The organism is Stutzerimonas kunmingensis, from assembly GCF_002929225.1.
GTDB lineage: Bacteria > Pseudomonadota > Gammaproteobacteria > Pseudomonadales > Pseudomonadaceae > Stutzerimonas.
Map to the genome: position 1 here is coordinate 223,764 of NZ_PISM01000020.1, position 19,259 is coordinate 243,022.

Here is a 19,259-nt window from a genome sequence, read left to right on the forward strand (position 1 = left end):
TGCTCCCGACGGTTGATGGGTTACCAGCTGAAGATCTTCCAGGAGGGGATCAGCATGTCCGGCTGGTCGGAACGGACGAAGTTGCCGTCGTTGCCGTCTGCACGCACCAGAAAGTACGGTTTGCCATGCTTGGGCGTGACTTTCACGGCATAGAGGAAGCCATTGACGCGGTATTCCTCGACGGTACGGTCGCCTTCCTGACGGATGGTTACGTCGGGCTCGCCGTCGACCGACTCCTGGGCAAAACCGGCCAGGGGAGCGCACGCCAGCAGGCTGGCCAGCATCAGGTGTTTGAGAGCGCGCATGGTAACCTTGTCCCTTTGTCGATAAGTGGTCCTTGGCATTCTAGCTCCGGGCCCGCCGAAAAGGTTGATTCCGCTCATGAGCCAAGCTCCCCTCATCCTGGTGGACGGTTCGTCCTACCTCTATCGCGCCTTCCATGCCCTGCCTCCTCTGGCCACCTCCACCGGAAAGCCGACCGGCGCGGTCAAGGGCGTGCTGAACATGTTGCTCAGCCTGCGCCGGCAGTATCCGGACAGTCCGTTCGCGGTGGTTTTCGATGCCAAGGGGCCAACCTTCCGCGACGCGCTGTTCGAGAACTACAAGTCGCACCGCCCGCCGATGCCGGATGATCTGCGCTCGCAGGTCGAGCCGCTGCATGCCAGCGTCCGCGCCCTCGGCATGCCGCTGCTGTGCGTGGAAGGCGTGGAGGCCGACGACGTCATCGGCACCCTGGCGCGCCAGTGCGCGGCGCTCGCCCGCGACGTGATCATCTCCACCGGCGACAAGGACATGGCGCAGCTGGTCTGTCCGCACGTCACGCTGGTCAACACCATGACTGGCAGCGTTTATGACATCGAAGGCGTGAAGAACAAGTTCGGCGTTGGCCCGGAGCTGATTATCGACTTCCTCGCGCTGATGGGCGACAAGGTCGACAATATTCCTGGCGTGCCAGGCGTCGGTGAAAAGACTGCGTGCGGCTTGCTCAACGGTATTCCCGGCGGGCTCAAGGGGCTTTACGACAACCTCGACCAGGTCGCCGGCCTGCCGATCCGTGGTGCCAAGTCATTGGGCGCCAAGCTCGCCGAACACCGCGACGCCGCCTTCATGTCCTATGAGCTGGCGACCATCAAGCTCGACGTGCCGCTGGACGTCGAGGTCGCCGACCTGATGCCCGGCGAGCCGCACCGCGAGGCGCTGATCGCGCTGTACCGCGAGCTGGAATTCAAGAACTGGCTGGACGACCTGCTGCGCGAGGCCAAGGCCGCGGGCGAGAACTGCGAGGTGCAGCCAGAAGGCTGCTCGATCCAGGCCGAAGCCGAGTACACCACGATCCTTGATCCGGCCGAGTTCGATGCCTGGCTCGAGCGCCTGAAGAACGCCGAGTGCTTCGCCTTCGATACCGAAACCACCAGCATCGATGCTCAGCGCGCCGAGCTGGTCGGCGTGTCGTTCGCCGTCGAGCCGGGCCAGGCGGCCTATGTGCCGCTGCGTCATTCCTATATGGGTGTGCCGCAGCAGCTCGAACTGGATGCCGTGCTTGGCGCGCTCAAGCCGCTGCTGGAGGATCCGGCGAAGACCAAGATCTGCCAGCACGGCAAGTACGACATGAACGTGCTGATGCACTACGGCATCGAGATGCGCGGCATGACCTTCGACACCATGCTCGAATCCTACGTGCTCGACGCCACCGCCACTCGCCACGACATGGATAGCCTGGCGCTGAAATATCTCGGCCGTGGCACCATCCGTTTCGAGGACATCGCCGGCAAGGGCGCCAAGCAGCTGACCTTCGACCAGATCGCCATCGAACAGGCGGGGCCCTACGCCGCCGAGGACGCCGATGTCACCCTGCGCCTGCACCAGACCTTGCTCGGCAAGCTGGAGCAGACGCCATCGCTGCTCAAGGTGCTGACCGAGATCGAGATGCCGCTGGTGCCGGTGCTGGCGCGCATCGAGCGCAACGGCGCGCTGGTCGATGCGCAGTTGCTCGGCCAGCAGAGCGTCGAGCTGGGCGACAAGCTGGTGCAGCTGGAACGCGAGGCCTTCGATATTGCCGGCGAGGAGTTCAACCTCGGCTCGCCCAAGCAGCTCTGCGCGATCCTCTATGACAAGCTCGGCTGCCCGGTAATCTCCAAGACCGCCGGCGGCCAGCCGTCCACCGCGGAAAGCGTGCTTGCCGAACTGGCCGAGCAGGATTACCCGCTGCCGAAGGTGATCATGCAGCACCGCTCCTTGAGCAAGCTCAAGGGCACCTACACCGACAAGCTGCCGCAGCAGATCAATCCGCGCACCGGGCGCATCCACACCAGTTACCACCAGGCGGTGACCGCCACCGGGCGGCTGTCCTCCTCGGACCCGAACCTGCAGAACATCCCGATCCGCACCGCCGAGGGGCGGCGTATCCGCCAGGCCTTCATCGCGGCACCGGGCTACAAGCTGCTCGCGGCTGACTACTCGCAGATCGAGCTGCGCATCATGGCTCACCTGGCGCAGGATGCCGGCTTGCTGCACGCCTTCCAGAACGACCTGGACGTGCACCGCGCCACGGCCGCCGAGGTGTTCGGCGTACCGCTGGAGCAGGTCAGCAACGATCAGCGCCGCAGCGCCAAGGCCATCAACTTCGGCCTGATCTACGGCATGAGCGCCTTCGGCCTGGCCAAGCAGATCGACGTCGGCCGCAAGGAAGCGCAGCAGTACATCGACCGTTATTTCGCCCGCTACCCCGGCGTGCTCGCCTACATGGAGCGCACCCGCACCCAGGCCGCCGAGCAGGGCTATGTCGAGACGCTGTTCGGTCGGCGGCTGTACCTGTCGGAGATCAATTCGAAGAACGGCGCCATGCGCAAGGGTGCCGAACGCACCGCGATCAACGCGCCGATGCAGGGCACCGCAGCGGACATCATCAAGCGCGCCATGATCGCCGTAGACGGCTGGCTGCAGCAGAGCGGGCTGGATGCGCGGGTGATCCTGCAGGTCCACGATGAATTGGTGCTGGAAGTGCGCGAAGACCTGGTCGAGCAGGTCCGCCAGCAGATCTGTCCGTTGATGAGCGAGGCGGCCCAGCTGGACGTACCGCTGCTGGTCGAAGCGGGCGTTGGCAACAACTGGGACGAGGCGCACTGACCGGGCTGCCGAAAAATTTCGGTAGTCGACGAAATTTTTTTCGTCCGCGTTGAACTTCCGCTGCAACCATCCGGTCAGAGCATGCGAAGGGTGTAAAAGCCCTTCGATGCTCCTTGTTGTGTTAAGTGTTGGCAGATCTCTGGACCCCGCCCTAGCGGTCCGGATTTGGACCTCGAACTTCCCCCTCCCCCAATGAAGTTCGAGGTTTTTTTTGCCTGCAGAAAAGTAGATGAGGCCTCACCGGGGCAATGGCTTGCGCAATTTTTTGCGCAGCATTCTGTGGATAAGTTTGTGGGTAAGCTGTTCGCAGTGCGATGAGTCGCGAGCTTGGTGGGCGTTGCGCAACTTGTTGCCATGTCTGCGCAGGAACTTGCGCAGCTTTCTGTGTCGGGCATCACCTCTGCTATTTGGGTTGTGTGGTGTAAATTAAATATCTTTTTGATAAATAAGAATTTTTTTATTTTGGCACGGCGCTTGTTGTTACGAAATGGCCATTTGGCACTCATTTCAGACAAGGAGAGCACCCATGCCAACACCCGCGTATCTGTCCCTCGAAGGCACCAAGCAAGGCCTGATCACCGCCGGCACCTTCACCGAGGACTCGGTTGGCAACATCTTCCAGGAAGGCCATGAGGACCAGATCCTGGTGCAGGCCTTCCAGCATCAGGTCATCATCCCGCGTGACCCGCAGTCCGGCCAGCCGACAGGCCAGCGCGTACACAAGCCGCTGATGATCACCAAGGTATTCGATAAGTCGTCGCCGCTGATCTTCAACGCTCTGACTTCCGGCGAGCGCCTGAACAAGTGCCGTCTGGAGTGGTACCGCACCTCGTCCACCGGCACCCAGGAACACTACTTCACCATCGAACTGGAAGATGCGGTGATCGTCGACGTGCAGTCGCGCATGCCCAACTGCCAGGACCCGAACATGTCCCATTTCACTCATCTGGAAGACGTGTACTTCACCTACCGCAAGATCGTCTGGACCCACGAGGTTTCCGGCACCTCTGGCTCCGACGACTGGCGCACCCCGATCGCTGGCTGATTCGCGGCGGTCCCGCTTCGGCCAGGCTCGCCTGGCCGAACGCTTTTTGCGAAGCACTGAACAGATTCCGCCATCGTCGTTCTGGAATGCGCGAACCACGCATTCTAGAGCGGTCGGCCTGTGTTACACGGGGCTCCGCAAGCGCCCATGCGCTGATACATGGATTGAACAGGAGGAACATGGATGTTCGCCCCAGCCAACCAGGCCCACTTCACGCTTTCCCTCGAAGGCATCGAGCACGACTTCAAGGTGCTCGAATTCCAAGGTCGCGAGGCCATCAGCCAGCCTTATCGCTTCGACTTGGAACTGGTCAGCGAGCGCCCCGATCTGGACCTGGAAAGCCTGCTGCATCGCCGGGCCTTCCTCGCCTTCGCCCCGGACGGCAGCGGCATTCATGGGCTGGTGCATCAGGCCGCTCAGGGTGAATCCGGCCAGCGCCTGACCCGCTATCGGCTCACGCTCGTGCCGCAGCTGGCCTATCTCGCCCATCGCACCAACCAGCGCATCTTTCAGCACCTTAGCGTGCCGCAGATCGTCGCCCAGGTGCTCGAAGAGCATGGCATCCAGGCCGATGCCTACCGCTTCCAGCTCGGCCCGGTGATCTATCCGCCGCGCGAATATTGCGTGCAGTACGACGAATCGGACCTGCACTTCATCCAGCGCCTGTGCGAGGAAGAGGGCATCCACTATCACTTCCAGCACAGAGCGGCCGGTCATGCCCTGGTCTTCGGTGATGACCAGACCGTCTTCCCCAGGCTCGCTGCCACCGCCTATCAGCAGGACAGCGGTCTGGTCGCCGACCAGCCGGTGATCAAGCGCTTCGGCCTGCGCCTGGAAACCCGTACCAGCCGGCTCACGCGCCGCGATTACGATTTCGAGAAGCCACGTCTGACCATGGAGGCCGCGTTTCATAGCGACTTCCAGCCCGACCTTGAAGACTACGATTACCCCGGCCGCTTCACCGAGCGCGCCCGCGGCAAGCACCTGTCGCAGCGCGCCCTGGAGCGCCACCGCCACGACTACGAACTGGCCGAAGGCGAAAGCGACCAGCCGCAGCTGGCGAGCGGGCACTTCCTCCCGCTCGGCGAACACCCCCGCGCCGACTGGAACCAGCTCTGGCTGCTGACCGAGGTGCTGCATGAAGGTAAGCAGCCACAGGTGTTGGAGGAATCAATTACCAATGTCCCAGCTCACCACGGACTGGCCCCCTCTCCCCTATGGGGAGAGGGCTGGGGTGAGGGGGCTCTTGCCAGCTCCGGCTTCCAACAAGGCTACCGCAACCACTTCACAGCCACCCCCTGGGACATCCCCTTCCGCCCGGCTCTGAAGCATCCGAAGCCGAAGGTGCTTGGCAGTCAGACCGCCGTGGTCACCGGCCCCGCCGGCGAAGAAATCCACTGCGACGAGTACGGCCGAGTACGCGTTCAATTTCACTGGGACCGTGAGGGCCAGGCCGACGACAAGACCAGCTGCTGGCTGCGCGTCTCCTCCAGCTGGGCCGGCGACCGCTATGGCGGCATTGCCATTCCGAGGGTCGGCATGGAAGTGCTGGTGACCTTCCTCGAAGGCGACCCCGACCAACCGCTGGTGACCGGCTGCCTGTATCACAAGGAACACCAGGTTCCCTACGACCTGCCGGCGAACAAGACCCGCACGGTGTTCAAGACCCTGAGCAGCCCGGGCGGTGGCGGCTACAACGAACTGCGCATTGAAGACCGCAAGGGCGCCGAGCAGATCTACCTCCACGCCCAGCGCGACTGGGACGAGAACATCGAGCACGACCAGAAGATCCGCGTCGGCCACGAACGCCACGACACCGTGGAGGCCAACAGCTACAGCGAGTTCAAGGCCGAAGAACACCGCACCAACCACGCCGACCGCAAGACCGAAGTCCTCGCCAGCGACCACCTCACCGTCGGCAACAATCAGCACCTGAAGATCGGCACCGGGCAGTTCATCGAGGCGGGCAATGAAATCCACCTGTCCAGCGGCCTGAAAGTCGTCCTTGAAGCTGGCAGCGAACTGACCTTCAAAGCCGCCGGTAGCTTTATGAAGCTCGATGCGAGCGGCATCACGATGGTGGGGCCGGTGATTCGAATGAACTCCGGGGGAAGTCCGGGTAAGGGCTCGGGCGCGGCGCCAGTGTTGCCGGGCAAGGTGAGGGCGGCGGATGCCGACAAGGCCGGTGAGTTACTGATTCAGGCGCAGAAACAGGCGTTGCAACAGGCCGCGCGTACCGCCCTGCCGATCTGTGAAATCTGTCAGCAGACCGAGGCCAAAGTATGAGGGCCCAATCGCTGCTGCATAGCTACCTATTACTCGATGGCGCGCAGATCGAAGGACTGGCTGTCCGAATTTACGGCCTGGAAGAATCCCCCTCGCTGCATCTGCTTTATCAACACAGCACCTATGAACCGTTGGCAGAAGTCGGCCCGCTGCTGGTAGCGGTACGGCCGCACAGCGAACTTGCGCAGGTATTCCAGCAGGAGTGGCAAGCAACGGCTGGTATCTGGCTCGAGTCCGATGCGAGCGAAGACGATCTGGTCGAGCACCTGCGCAGCTTGATTCATGTGCGCCTGGAAGGTGAACAAACGACTCTGTTCCGCTACCACGACCCACGCATCATGGCTTTATGGCTGGGCCCGCTGAATGCGGACGAGCGCGATCCATTGATGGGGCCGGTGCAGCGTATTCGCCTACCGGCAGATTCTGGCGCGAAACTGGCGCTGCTACGCGAGAACAAGCCGCAGACCTTTGCGCGCTATGACGACACGCCTTGGCTGCGGCTCTCCCAAGAACAACTGGAACAGTTAAACCAGGCCAAGCACGCCTGCTTCGATCAGCGTCTGCTGGCCCATCTGCAGCGTTTCTTCCCTGAATCGCTACAGGGCATGGATGCTGCCGCCCAGCAGCAATTCGTCACCCTGTGTCGTCAAAGCGCGGCACGATATGGCTATAGCGCGGCCGATGAAGTCGCCCGTTGGGCGAGCTTGTTGGCCGAGTTGGGCAGTGATTTTCCGCAGGCTCCCGAACACGACACTTATTGCCAACTGCTCGAACAGCGTGACTTGTTGCCGGCACAGCGCCTGGACAACCTCATCGCCGAGCTGCAATGCCAGTTGCTGCGCACCGACAAGGAGTCAGTCGCATGACCGCCCGAGCTCAGGATCGAACGTTACGCCTGGCCCACGCCGACCAAGCCGCGCAACAGGACTTCGAAAAGGACGACCTGTCCAGCCCCATGGCCAGCTGTCCGGCGCGCCAGGCCGAGGTTTTTATCGTTCCCGTACGCTATGCCCTGGCCGAACAGCCAGCCGCGCATAAACGCTGTAGACCAGCGAGCGGAACCCAGAGCCATCCCATGGCCCTGCGCCGCTTGCGCCCCGGTTACCTTTATCTCTGGCACGACCAAGGACCGCTGCGCCGCTTTGCCGTGGCCGCCGACGGCCAGTTGCTGGAGCAGGGACTGGATGACGCCGCAAGCGCCGTAGCCAACGGCAGCAGCGCTGGCATCGCACTAAACAAACAATACGACGCCCTGTTGCTTTATACCGAAATCCCTTTGACCGCTGCCGTCCACCAGCGCCTTGCGGGCGAGCCGAACGAGCGTCGCGCCCGCATGCGCCGCATCAGCCTGACTCAAATCGCGCGCACCTTGGAGGCCGACCATTGCCCGGCCTTGGATAGTGCCGAACAGGTCATGGCCGAACTGATGCCCGAGATTCGCGATCGAGCCCTGTCCCACGACTACACGCAGAACGGCGACGCCTACCGCAAGGGCGTAGATACCCTCGGCCAGCAAATGATGGGCGACCCCACTCCCGAGCGCGTTCAAGCCTATGTCCATGCCCGCAAGTGGCTGAACGAACGCGAACAAGCCGCCGCCCGCCAGCCAGAAGCTGCCGAACACGCGCCCGGTGAATGGAGCGCGCAACCATGGGACGTGCCGGCAACGGATACCTGGCTGAGCAGCGCGCGCAGCCAGGCTGGCGAGCTTCACGGGGTGTTCGCCAGCCTGGACGATGATCTGGGTGTATTGCGTGATCTGAATCATGAGCAAGGCATGGTCAATCAGCGCGAAGAAGACTGGGATCAGGAGCACGCCCACAAAGGGATGATCGCCGGCTTTATCAACAGCCTGATCAGTGAAGACGGCGCAGAGCTGAGCAACCTGATCAACTACCGTTACCGCGATCGCGATATCCAGCTCACCCCGGAGCAGGGCGATATTCTGCTCAAGGCCCGGCGCGAACTCACCCCTTTGCTCGACGAAGAGACCGCAGTCAATCAGCGTCAGCGCCACAGAATTGGTCATGCTGCCGCTGATGCTCGCATTGCCGATATTCATCGCCGTGAAGAAGTGGTTCTGGCTCCTACCCGGGAATTTATTCCACTGGATCTGCACGGACAGTTGCAAGGTGTGGTCATGGCCTACCAGGCCAATAAGGTCCACAACATGACTGACGCCAAAAGCAGCGCTCAGGTTGCTGACCGTGTGCAATTGGCAGCTATGCAGAAATGGATGGCCGAGATCGCCGAGCCGCACCGCCAATGGCTGTTTGCCCGCCGCGAGGTGCTTTATAAAGACATGTCCACCTACCTGGCGCGCCACGGGAGCGCGCTCTGGTATGCCGATTACGACAACGGCGCACACTGCTCCTGGCTCAGTGAACTCAGCCTCAACAGCCTGAGTGCCTTGTGCAGCAGCGGTCCTGGCACTCAGCTGGCCGTAAATCTGCTGCGCTCGCCTTCGGTTGAACAACCTTTCAGCTTGCTGGCCAGTGGTTTCAGCCCCTCGTTGATGGACCTGGCAGACCGTGGCGCCGAGGTAGAAGCAGCCCTCACCAGTGCCAATCAGGCGGCTATTGGCCAACTGATCGGCAGCCTGGTGGCCAGTGGTAAATATGCCTGGCTCAGTGAGCTCGGCGGCCCAAGCGGCGCAGACTGGGGGCAGTCTGTATCGCGGTTGTCTGCGGCCTTTGCTGCGTTGGAGGCCGAGCACCTGGCCAGTAGCGCAGCCCCGAGCAATTTGATCCAGCGCTTCCCCGATCCGCTACGTGCGCTGTTGGTGATTGTAAGGCTGTGCTCGGACAGCGCCATCAAGGCCGGCAGCATGGGCTTTAGCCTCAGCGGTACGGTGGGGCAACGTCTGTGGGACTGGGGTCGGCTTGCCGGGCAAAATCTGCAGAAAGGTCTGACCCCGGCTGTCACCGGTATCAAGAGTTTGAACACCCTGGGTGGCGTGCTGCCACTGGCGGCTCTGCTGCTGCATATGAACAACGTGCAGGTACTTAATCAGCGCGACCAGGGGCGCGAGCATGATGAGGTGCGTAGTCGTGAACATCTGGCCGAAAACCTCAAGGTAGGGGCGGCGCTATCGGCAGTGATCGGTGCGGCGTGGGAGGCGACTGGGCGGGTTGAAATCAGCAAGTTCGGTGCTAAGGCTCCCATCGTAACGCTGTTTGGTTTTACTACTGGTGTATTGGCCACTCTTGGAGCCGTTTTCGATTTACTCAAACTTTCCGCTGAAATGCATAAAGACGGTGCCTATTGGACGGCTGATCATTGGGCACGTTTGGGGCATGATGGTGCAGTCTTCGGTGTAATGAGCGCTCAAACCGGCCTGGGTGGTTATGCTACCTATATGGCGCTGACTGGGAAATGGACCACCGAACAGGCGATCAAGTGGTTCACCTTGCGCATCGTGCCAGTGAACTGGCTACTGCTGATTATCGAAGGACTGTACCTGGCCTGGAACTATTTCAAGGACAGCGAGCTGCAAGCCTTCCTTGAGCAATGTTACTGGGGGCAAAAGCGGCGCTGGGGCGACAGCCCGGCGCAGCGCAGCGAGGAGCTGCAAACCCTGATTGACCTGCTGTTTAAGCCCAAGCTATTGGCCTCCGCGAGCCTGCATAGCCGCCAGATTGGGCAGAGTGATCACAGCATCGTGATCGAGAGTCGAACCGACAGCCTGCAACTGTTTCTACCGGGGGCCAATCCCGAACGTACTCAGCTGTATGTAAAGCTTGCGGCATTCGACAACCGCAACACCCCCACCGACTGTACCCGGCAGTGGTTAGGCAATCTGGAAAGCCAATGGTTACCTATTCATCAGGGTATGGGCTTGCGCTTGAGCGGTGCACTGCCCAAGCGCGCCGACAGCCATTACTGGCAGCTTCAGGTTTTGTACCATAGCCCGTTGGCTATGCAGGCCGGCACACTCGGCCCGCAGCAAATGGTGGTCGGCGGCGGCATGGGTCTGCGCTATATCATCCGAGGCACTGCAGTCGTTGAGCATGCCTCCAATGACGGCCCTTTGCTTATCGATAGCTGTAGCACCGTACCAGTGAGCGCTGAGCAGCTCCAACCCAAGGAAAGTCAATGACCGAACACGCCCAGGGGCTTCTCCGGAAGCAGGAGCATCTGGCCCCATTACCCATTCCAACCGGCCAACCCGCCAGCGACCTGATGAATATCATCTGGCGTAAAAATCAGGTGTTTTTGGATATCGGCAGCTTTTCCATGGGAGCGGGTTGGCTGACGTTGCATATGGGGACATTCTTATTTGTCGCTGTTGCTATTTGGGCCGCTTTAGGTGGGGATATTGTGGCCAGCCTGGTGGTTTTAGGGGTTATGGGGGGGCTTATGGGCACCCTTTGGTACTTGTTTATCAAGCAGTACCGCAAGCCACTGATCCCGCCGATTCGCTTTAATCGCCAGCGCCGCGAGGTCTGTATCACCGAACCTGATGGTAGCTACTGGTTTGTTCCCTGGGAGCGAGTACATGCCATTGCCCCCAGTGCGCTCAGCCTCAATACCGGCGGCGCCAGCAAGCACGGCAGCCTGCTGCTGTGGTTCCCGCTCAAGGGGGAAGAGCACGAAGACTACGCCCCCGACAAACAAGGCTGGGTGCTGATGGTCAATACCGGCGGTGGAATTTCCTCCATGGCGCAGTGGGAGTGTATTCGCAGCTTTATGGAGGTAGGCCCGGAGGCAATACCCGAACCGCTAGAGAATATTTGTGGCTTGAGCTTAAAACAGATTTTTTGGCGCGAGTTCGACAAGTCCTGCCAGGAAAGAGGGCTTTTCCTCACTGTGGTTTGGGAAATTGGCATCATGTTCCCCATATTCAACCCGATGGGGGCCCATTGGATAACGCGTAAAAAACTCGCTCATATCCCCGAGTTAACAGCGCCTGAAGTGATTGAGTGGTCCAAACCGCTACCCCGCGAGCAATGGGCCAAGCGCTCGCCTGAGTTGGAGCAAGCCATCGCAGAGCGAGAGGCGGCGCTGGCCACTGCATGACCACGCCCTCGCCAGTAACAGCGATAGGGGCTGCTCACGAGACCTCTTGATAACGCCAACATCGAGCCCGCCGCCCAGGGTCTTTCAATACCAGCTGCGCAAGAACGATGTCTCTATCGATATCGGGAGAAATGCATAACTCAGGGCGTCGCTCACAGCGATGGGCCCTGTCAAGGCAACTCCAACCCACCCCCAGCCTTGTGTAACCCACGCAGATGCTCGCCGATCTGGGCCAGGTTCACTTCGATAGCTTCGAGCTCCTCCCGCCGCTCATCCCCCAGCAGCACCCGGACTTCCTGGTCCAGTTCTTCGCTCAGCTGATTCAGGCGTAGTTGGCGTTGTTCACTTTCGCGTTCGAGGCGGGTCCATTCGCTGGGTTGTGGCAGGCCGTAGCCTTGGCCGTCGAGCAGTTCGGCGGGGCGGCTGAGGTAGCCGCTGTTGGCGAGTATTTGCTGCAGCGCGCCGTCGGCTTTGTTCAGGCTGGCGTCGCGCCCGCGGCCGCCAAGGTAGCGGTTCTTCAGTTCACCCTGGGCAAGGAGTAGCTGGCGGCGCAGGGCGGCCTGTTCGACCAACAGCAAAGCGGCAGCGGCGCGCAGGTCGGCGCGGTCGATCCACGGCTGGCGTTCGGCGGCGTCGAGCTCGAGCCACTGTTCGACGCTGTCCTGCGGCAGGCCCAGGCGTTCTTTGAGTACGGCGAACATCGCCTGATAGCGGTCGCGGTAGGAGTCGAATCGATAGCCCAGGCGCAGCGCCTCACGCGGATCGTCGAGCACGCTGGCGTCGGCCAGGTCGCGGTGGATCAGCACCTCCAGCAGCCCGTTGGGCATGATGCTGTCCAGGGCGACGAGTTCGTCGCGTGTGGTTCCACTGCGTAGCAGCTTGAGGGTTTCCACCGCGCAGTTGTTGGACAGGAAGTAGTAGTCGCCGTCGTAGCTCCAGTGCAGCTCGGCGCTACGCTCGACCAGTGCGCGAATCTCTTCGTGCTGCAGCTTCAGCGGCACCGAGGCCAGCCCGCGCAGCTCCACCTTGGTGTATTCGTCGATCACCTGGCCCAGGGGCAGGATGAACAGCCGCGAGGGGTAGACGCCGGTGAGGCCGTCCCAGCTGGACAGCTGCACATCGTCGACGAAGGCGCGGAAGGACAACACCAGGTGGTGATCCAGATCCAGTCGGCAATCGGGACCGGGCTCGCGGCCGGGCGCGCAGATCACCAGCCGCAGCATGCTGTGGCCCCAGCGGCTGACCCAGGCCTCGTTGGCTTCGGCGAACAGGTAGTCGACCTCGTAGACGCGTGACGGATCGAGGCTCAGCAGTGGCGTGCGGCCGAACTCGCGGCCCGCGTTCAGAAATGGGTAGTCATCGGTGCAACCGGCAGCGTTTGCTGGCGCCCAACCGAAGTGTTCACGCAGGTAACGGTGCAGCGAAGGGCGACGGCAGGCGTAGCTGGGGTCGAGCAGGAAGTATTCGAGGTTCACCGCGACGAATTCCAGCGGGCTGGTCAGCTCGTACGGATCGGGGCTGCGCGCCAGCTGCGCGTTTTCCCGTTCGCGCAGGCCGCGCTTGCCGACCCGTTGTGGCCAGCCGGCCAGATCGAGCAGGCGCGGCTCATCGCTGAGGGTGAAGCGGCGGTCGATCTGTCCCCGGCAGTGATCCGGCAGGCCGACCTGCCCGAGGTGGCTGGCGCGCTGACGGCACTGGCCCTGCAACAGGTGCTCACTGGGCGACCACAGGCGCGCGCGGTCATAGAGATGCGCCACTTCGTGAATGACGGTGGCGAGCAGCTCGCGGCGCACCGTCCCGTGGGGGCGATTGGTCTTCTCGCTGGCAGCGCTGCCATCGGTCAGTGTCGGCAGTAGACGGCGATTGAGCTGAAGACGGTTACCGCCGGCGCGACCATAGGCCTGTTCCGGCAGATCATCGCGCCACTGCACGCGCACCTCGCGATGGAGGCTCTGCACCAGGCGGGGTGGCAGTGCGGCCATGGCTTCGTCCAGCAGCGCCTGGCTGGCAGCGCGTTGCTCGGCGTCCAGTGTGCGTGAGTCGAGAACCAGGCGCAGGTCGGCCTGGGCTACACCTGCAGCAAGGCTCAGGCAGCCTGCCAGCAGCCAGGCGCCGAGGCGTATCACAGGGCGAGGATGGCTTCGGCCAGTTGAAGGTCGCTGGCATTGCGCGCTGCAGGGAGTTCGCTGCGCAGGGTGCCTATCGCGGCCTCCAGATGCGCACCGCGGATCTCGCCGGCGCTGGCGACGAAGCTGGCGGCGTCTTCACGCGCTTCGACGACGACCTTCATGTCACTGATGCGGCTGGTCACATCGGAGGTGAAATTGATGCTGCGGTCCAGGGCACGCACGACGATGTTGCTGGTGGCGACGAGGGTCTGCGCCTGGGCTGTGCCCGCGGCGACGGCCAGCGCCAGCGGGGCGGCGAGCAATAGCTTGTTCATCGATGAATCTCTCACGGGTCGGGGCACCGGCAGGCGGTGCGGTTATTGGACGAGGATCGCTTCGGCCAGTTCCAGGTCGCTGGCGGCAAGCTCCGGGTGTTCCTGGCGCAGCCGCGCCATGGCCGCTTGCAGGCGAGCCGCGGTGAGCTGGCCGTCGCTGGCGACGAAGCCGGCCGCGTCTTCGCGGGCCTCGGCGATCAGCTTGTTGTCGAAGGGAGCGCTGGTCAGCTGGCTGCTGACATAGCTGGTCTGCACGACACCTGCGGTGATGACATCGAACGCCTGGGCGGTGCCAGCGGTGAGGCCGAGAAATAAGAGAACGATTGAATACGAACGCATGCGGAACCTGTTGCCGGGAAAACGGCGCCAAGGCTAGCGAAACGCCGGCTGCAGAGCCAGCGCCCGGTTGCTTCCGCAGGTTGCAGCAGCGCTCATGCGCTGCTGCACGCATCAGAGCGCCAGGATCGCCTGAGCCAGTTGCAGATCGCTGGCGCTCAGTTCTGGCTGCTGGCTACGAATATGGCGTAGCGCCGCTTCGAGGTGGGCGCCGCACAGATCGCCCTGGCTGGCAACGAAACGCGCCGCATCGTCGCGAGCATCGAGCACCAGTTTGTCGTCGCGCAGCGACGAGGTCAGGTCCGAGGTTGCGTCCACGGTATTGATCAGGCCGCCGACCACCATGTCGGTGGTAGCGGTGAAGCTGGCAGCGGACGCGCCGCCGCTCAGCAGCAAGCCGGCAGCGAAGAAGGGGAGCAGGATTCGGGACATGGCAGATCTCCAGTGGTGAGGCTCTAGACCGCGCCATGGGTGCGACGTTCCCGTTGCTGCGGCCTTGTAGCACGCAGCATAGGCTCGAATCGGTGGGCGCGGAATGCCTCAGCGCCAGAACGGCTTGTCCAGCTCTGCCGAGCGGTCGCTATGGCTGATGCCGACATCCGCCAGCTGGCGGTCGTCAAGCTGCGCCAGTTGCTGGCGGGTACGGTAGTTGCGTTGCCAGCGCTGCAATACTTGCCGCAGCTGTAGCCAGTTGCGGCGGGCGCGGGTGGCGACATACGGACGAGACAGCGTGCGATCCATGCTGCGCTCCTTCCCGGTGTGACCGGGTACGGGTTATGGGAGAACAGGATCGCGCGCGTCAGCCAAGTGCAACAGCCACAGGGATTCTCGATTGTGCCGGTGCAGTTCCAGAAATGGATGCAACTGTATTGGTCGCGAACGCGCCAACTGTTTTCGCTGCGCTGCTTATCGGTCCGGTGTGCGTGCCAGAGCGCCTGGTGTGGTGCCGAACTGTTGGCCGAACGCGGCGATAAACGCCGAGGTGGATTCGTAGCCGCAGGCCAGCGCGACATCGGTAACCGGCTGGCCCTGCTCCAGCAGAGGGAGCGCGCTGAGCAGGCGCAGACGCTGGCGCCAGGCGCGGAAGCTGAGGCCGGTGTCACGCTGGAACTGGCGGGTCAGGGTTTTCTCCGAGACCTGCAGGCGCTCCCTCCATTGCTTCAGGCTGAGTGAAAGATCGGGCTGCTCATAGAGCGCTTCGCACAGCTGACGAAGCCGGGCATCCCCGGGCCAGGGCAGGGAGTAGCCGATTGCCGGTGCCGCCCGCAGCTGGTCCAGCAGCACCGCTGCCAGGCGGCCTTCGGCACCTTGCTGGTCATACTCCGCCGGCAGCGCGCCAAAGGCGCGGATCAGCTCGCGCAGCAGTGGGCTGACCGCGAGTACCTGGCAATGCTCGGGCGCCCAGGCCACGGCGCGCTGGTCGATGTACAGGCTGCGCATCTCGGTGTGCGGCGAGCTGATCACCTCGTGCAGCAGGCCCGGCGGAATCAGGATGGCGCGCTGCGGCGGAGCGAGAAAGCGCCCGCGCTCGGTATGCACGCGCAGCACGCCACTGATGGCGTAGGACAGCTGTGCCCAGGGATGGCTGTGGCGTGGCGTGGTGGTTCGCTCAGCCAGGAATTCGCTGCGGGCGAAGAGCGGGCGCGGCAGTGCATCCATGGCTGGGATGCTGCGTTGCACGAGGCTGCTTTGTCCTTTTCTCGACATTTGTCTGGCTTATGGCGTTAGTCGGATATCCAGCGCGACAGTAGACTCGCTGGCAACCTGCCGCAAGCCACACAATCAGGAGCGCCTATGGCCAGACCTCGCCTGTTACCGGACAACTTCACTCTGGCCCTGCTCGGTGCGGTGGCCATCGCCACGCTGCTGCCAGCGCGGGGGCAGGGCGTGGCGGTATTCGAGTGGATCACCAACCTGGCCATCGGCCTGCTGTTCTTCATGCACGGCGCCAAGCTCTCGGGCAGTGCGATCCTCGCCGGCATGGGCCATTGGCGCCTGCATCTCCTGGTGTTCAGCTGCACCTTCGTGCTGTTCCCGCTGCTCGGGCTGGCGCTGCGCCCGCTGCTGACGCCGATGATCGGCGCCGAGCTGTACCTGGGCATGCTCTACCTCTGTGCCTTGCCGGCCACCGTGCAGTCGTCCATCGCCTTCACATCGCTGGCGCGCGGCAATATCCCGGCGGCGGTGTGTAGCGCGGCAGCCTCCAGCCTGATCGGCATCTTCCTCACGCCGCTGCTGGTGCTGCTGCTGATGGGCGCGCAGGGTGAAGGTGGCTCGACGCTGGATGCCATCGGCAAGATCGTCGTGCAGCTGCTGCTGCCGTTCATCGCCGGGCAGATCGCGCGGCGCTGGATCGGCGACTGGGTGGCGCGCAACAAGGGCTGGCTGAAGAATGTCGACCAGAGCTCGATCCTGCTGGTGGTCTATACCGCGTTCAGCCACGCGGTGGTCGAGGGCATCTGGCAGCAAGTGCCGCTGCCGCAGCTGCTGGGGCTGGTGCTGGCCTGCTGTCTGCTGCTGGCGCTGGCCCTGCTGATCACCTGGCTGGTGGCGCGCTGGCTGGGCTTCGATCTGGAAGATCGCATCACCATTCTCTTTGCCGGCTCGAAGAAGAGCCTGGCCACCGGCATCCCCATGGCGCAGGTGCTGTTCGCCGGCGGTGCGCTGGGCACGCTGATCCTGCCGTTGATGCTGTTCCACCAGATTCAGCTGATGGTCTGCGCGGTACTGGCGCAGCGCTATGCGTCGCGACCAGAAACAACAGCGGTCGCAAAAGCGGGCTGACTCGAAGCCAATCAGTGGCGTATTCGTGACTGCAGCGCAAAGATAATTTGCCCGTTACGGTCTGGGAGCGGTGCGCAGGGGTGGCTAAGCTGCGCGCCATTCTGTTGCTGAGGCATTCCCATGAAGAAGATTCTGCTACTCAACGGCGGCAAGGCCTTCGCCCACTCGGCCGGCCAGTACAACGCCACGCTGCATCAGGCAGCCATCGAAACCCTGACCGCGGCCGGCTTCGAGGTCCGCACCACCGAGATCGACGCCGGCTACGACGTGCAGCAGGAGGTCGAGAAGATTCTCTGGGCGGATGCGCTGATCTACCAGATGCCTGGCTGGTGGATGGGCGCGCCCTGGACGGTGAAGAAGTACCTGGACGAGGTGTTCACCGCCGGCCACGGCAGCCTCTACGCCAACGACGGCCGCACCCGCTCCGATGCCTCGCAGAAGTACGGCAGCGGCGGTCTGTTGCAGGGCAAGCGCTACATGATTTCCGCGACCTGGAACGCGCCACAGCAGGCCTTCGACGACCCCAGCGATTTCTTCGCCGGCAAAGGCGTGGATGCCGTCTACCTGCCGTTTCACAAGGCCCACGAGTTTCTCGGCCTGCAGGGCTTGCCGACCTTCCTCTGCGTCGATGTGATGAAGCGGCCGCAGATCGAGGCGGACGTCGAACGCTACCGCCGGCATCTTGGCGAGGTGTTCGGCTTCAGCGTCTGAGCTTTGCCGAGGCAAAGAAAAACCCCTCGCGGCGTGGGCCGGGAGGGGTTTTTCGTTTCAGCGCGAGGCGATCATTCCACGGCCTTGACCATGTCCTCGACGACTTTCTTGGCGTCGCCGAAGACCATCATGGTCTTGTCCATGTAGAACAGCTCGTTGTCGAGGCCCGCATAGCCGCTGGCCATGGAGCGCTTGTTGACGATGACCGTCTTGGCCTTGTACGCCTCGAGGATCGGCATGCCGGCGATCGCCGACTTCGGATCGGTCTTCGCCGCCGGGTTGACCACGTCGTTGGCGCCAAGTACCAGCACCACATCGGCCTGGCCGAACTCGGAGTTGATGTCCTCCATCTCGAAGACCTGCTCGTAGGGCACCTCGGCTTCGGCCAGCAGCACGTTCATGTGCCCCGGCATGCGGCCGGCGACCGGGTGGATCGCGTACTTCACGGTCACGCCCATGTGCGTCAGCTTCTCGGCCAGCTCCATCAGCGCGTGCTGCGCGCGGGCCACCGCCAGGCCGTAGCCGGGAACGATGATCACGGTGTCGGCGTTGGTCAGCAGGAAGGCGGCGTCGTCGGCCGAACCGGACTTCACGTTGCGCTCCAGCTGGGCGCCCGCCGGGCCGCCGGCATCCGCGTCGGCCCCGAAGCCGCCGAGGATCACGTTGAAGAACGAGCGGTTCATCGCCTTGCACATGATGTACGAGAGGATCGCGCCGCTCGAGCCCACCAGTGAGCCGGCGATGATCAGCATCGAGTTGTTCAGCGAGAAGCCGATACCGGCGGCCGCCCAGCCCGAATACGAGTTGAGCATCGACACCACCACCGGCATGTCCGCGCCGCCAATGGGGATGATGATCAGCACGCCAATGACGAAGGCCAGCGCCACCAGGATGGCGAAGGCGGTCAGGTTGCCGGTGAAGGTGTAGACCAGGCCCAGGCCGACGATCGCCAGGCCCACGGCCAGGTTGACCATGTGCTGGCCCTTGAATACCACCGGGGCACCCTGGAACAGGCGGAACTTGTACTTGCCGGACAGCTTGCCGAAGGCGATCACCGAACCGGAGAAGGTGATGGCACCGATGGCCGCGCCGAGGAACAGCTCCAGGCGGTTACCCACCGGAATCGCGTAGCCGATCTGCTCGACGATGCCCAGCGACTGCGGCTCGACCACCGCGGCGATGGCGATGAATACCGCGGCCAGGCCGATCATGCTGTGCATGAAGGCGACCAGCTCGGGCATCTTGGTCATCTCGACGCGCTTGGCCATGACGGTGCCGACGCTGCCGCCGATCAGCAGGCCGACGATCACGTAGCCGATGCCGGCGGTGGCCAGCTCGCTGCCGAGCTTGAAGATCAGGCCGACCGTGGTGAGTACGGCCAGGCCCATGCCGATCATGCCGAACAGGTTGCCGCGTCTTGAGGTGGTGGGGTGGGAAAGGCCCTTCAGTGCCTGGATGAAGCACACCGAGGCGACCAGATAGAGCAGGGTGATCAGGTTCATGCTCATG

The 19,259-nt window shown here is 62.9% G+C and carries 16 protein-coding genes; 8 read left to right on the forward strand and 8 right to left on the reverse strand.

What is annotated here, in order from left to right; all coding sequences use genetic code 11:
• Window positions 1–20 precede the first annotated feature (20 nt).
• Window positions 21–305: a DUF2782 domain-containing protein gene (locus tag CW305_RS15745; RefSeq protein WP_003291686.1), complete on the reverse strand. Its 285-nt coding sequence runs from the start codon at window positions 303–305 to the stop codon at window positions 21–23.
• 76 nt (window positions 306–381) lie between these two features.
• Between CW305_RS15745 and polA the strand changes: the two genes are divergently transcribed.
• The 6 genes from polA to CW305_RS15775 all read left to right on the forward strand — a co-directional run bounded on the left by polA (window position 382) and on the right by CW305_RS15775 (window position 11,476).
• Entirely contained in the window at window positions 382–3,126 is a 2,745-nt protein-coding gene (polA, locus tag CW305_RS15750; RefSeq protein WP_104098352.1) for a DNA polymerase I, read from the forward strand.
• Between the two features lie 526 nt (window positions 3,127–3,652).
• Complete coding sequence (locus tag CW305_RS15755) at window positions 3,653–4,171, forward strand: Hcp family type VI secretion system effector (RefSeq protein WP_003286458.1); 519 nt, start codon at window positions 3,653–3,655, stop codon at window positions 4,169–4,171.
• Window positions 4,172–4,354: 183 nt separating this feature from the next.
• Entirely contained in the window at window positions 4,355–6,457 is a 2,103-nt protein-coding gene (locus CW305_RS15760; RefSeq protein WP_104098353.1) for a type VI secretion system Vgr family protein, read from the forward strand.
• Window positions 6,454–7,323, forward strand: coding sequence for a DUF4123 domain-containing protein (locus CW305_RS15765; RefSeq protein WP_104098354.1), 870 nt, complete (start codon window positions 6,454–6,456; stop codon window positions 7,321–7,323). Before CW305_RS15760 ends, CW305_RS15765 begins: the two co-directional genes overlap by 4 nt.
• A complete protein-coding gene (locus CW305_RS23485) occupies window positions 7,320–10,556 on the forward strand; it encodes a toxin VasX (RefSeq protein ID WP_104098355.1) in 3,237 nt (1,078 codons plus the stop codon). Before CW305_RS15765 ends, CW305_RS23485 begins: the two co-directional genes overlap by 4 nt.
• On the forward strand, window positions 10,553–11,476 hold the full coding sequence (locus CW305_RS15775) for a hypothetical protein (RefSeq protein WP_104098356.1): 924 nt from the start codon (window positions 10,553–10,555) through the stop codon (window positions 11,474–11,476). The genes CW305_RS23485 and CW305_RS15775 overlap by 4 nt, the downstream gene beginning before the upstream one ends.
• A gap of 170 nt (window positions 11,477–11,646) precedes the next feature.
• Here the strand turns inward: CW305_RS15775 and CW305_RS15780 are convergent, their stop codons facing one another.
• The 6 genes from CW305_RS15780 to CW305_RS15805 form a co-directional block, all read right to left on the reverse strand.
• Window positions 11,647–13,602 (reverse strand): DUF7844 domain-containing protein, encoded by a 1,956-nt coding sequence (locus CW305_RS15780; RefSeq protein WP_104098357.1) that lies wholly within the window; start codon window positions 13,600–13,602, stop codon window positions 11,647–11,649.
• Window positions 13,599–13,919, reverse strand: a complete 321-nt coding sequence (locus tag CW305_RS15785; protein ID WP_014822100.1) for a DUF2388 domain-containing protein — start codon at window positions 13,917–13,919, stop codon at window positions 13,599–13,601. The genes CW305_RS15780 and CW305_RS15785 overlap by 4 nt, the downstream gene beginning before the upstream one ends.
• 42 nt (window positions 13,920–13,961) lie before the next feature.
• Window positions 13,962–14,258 carry a DUF2388 domain-containing protein gene (locus CW305_RS15790; RefSeq protein WP_104098358.1) on the reverse strand — a complete coding sequence of 99 codons (297 nt, stop codon included), beginning with the start codon at window positions 14,256–14,258 and terminating at the stop codon, window positions 13,962–13,964.
• A 111-nt stretch (window positions 14,259–14,369) separates the two neighbouring features.
• Window positions 14,370–14,687 (reverse strand): DUF2388 domain-containing protein, encoded by a 318-nt coding sequence (locus CW305_RS15795; RefSeq protein WP_104098359.1) that lies wholly within the window; start codon window positions 14,685–14,687, stop codon window positions 14,370–14,372.
• A 108-nt stretch (window positions 14,688–14,795) separates the two neighbouring features.
• A complete protein-coding gene (locus tag CW305_RS15800) occupies window positions 14,796–14,996 on the reverse strand; it encodes a DUF1127 domain-containing protein (RefSeq protein WP_104098360.1) in 201 nt (66 codons plus the stop codon).
• A gap of 165 nt (window positions 14,997–15,161) precedes the next feature.
• The gene (locus CW305_RS15805; RefSeq protein WP_181063900.1) at window positions 15,162–15,962 is read right to left on the reverse strand and encodes an AraC family transcriptional regulator; all 801 of its coding nucleotides are present in this window, start codon (window positions 15,960–15,962) and stop codon (window positions 15,162–15,164) included.
• An 87-nt stretch (window positions 15,963–16,049) separates the two neighbouring features.
• On the opposite strand from CW305_RS15805, the gene CW305_RS15810 reads away from it, so the two are divergent.
• Entirely contained in the window at window positions 16,050–17,039 is a 990-nt protein-coding gene (locus CW305_RS15810; protein ID WP_104098362.1) for a bile acid:sodium symporter family protein, read from the forward strand.
• A gap of 120 nt (window positions 17,040–17,159) precedes the next feature.
• Entirely contained in the window at window positions 17,160–17,750 is a 591-nt protein-coding gene (gene mdaB, locus CW305_RS15815; RefSeq protein WP_003301920.1) for an NADPH:quinone oxidoreductase MdaB, read from the forward strand.
• A gap of 71 nt (window positions 17,751–17,821) precedes the next feature.
• Here the strand turns inward: mdaB and CW305_RS15820 are convergent, their stop codons facing one another.
• Window positions 17,822–19,258, reverse strand: a complete 1,437-nt coding sequence (locus tag CW305_RS15820) for an NAD(P)(+) transhydrogenase (Re/Si-specific) subunit beta (protein WP_104098363.1) — start codon at window positions 19,256–19,258, stop codon at window positions 17,822–17,824.
• Window position 19,259 lies beyond the last annotated feature (1 nt).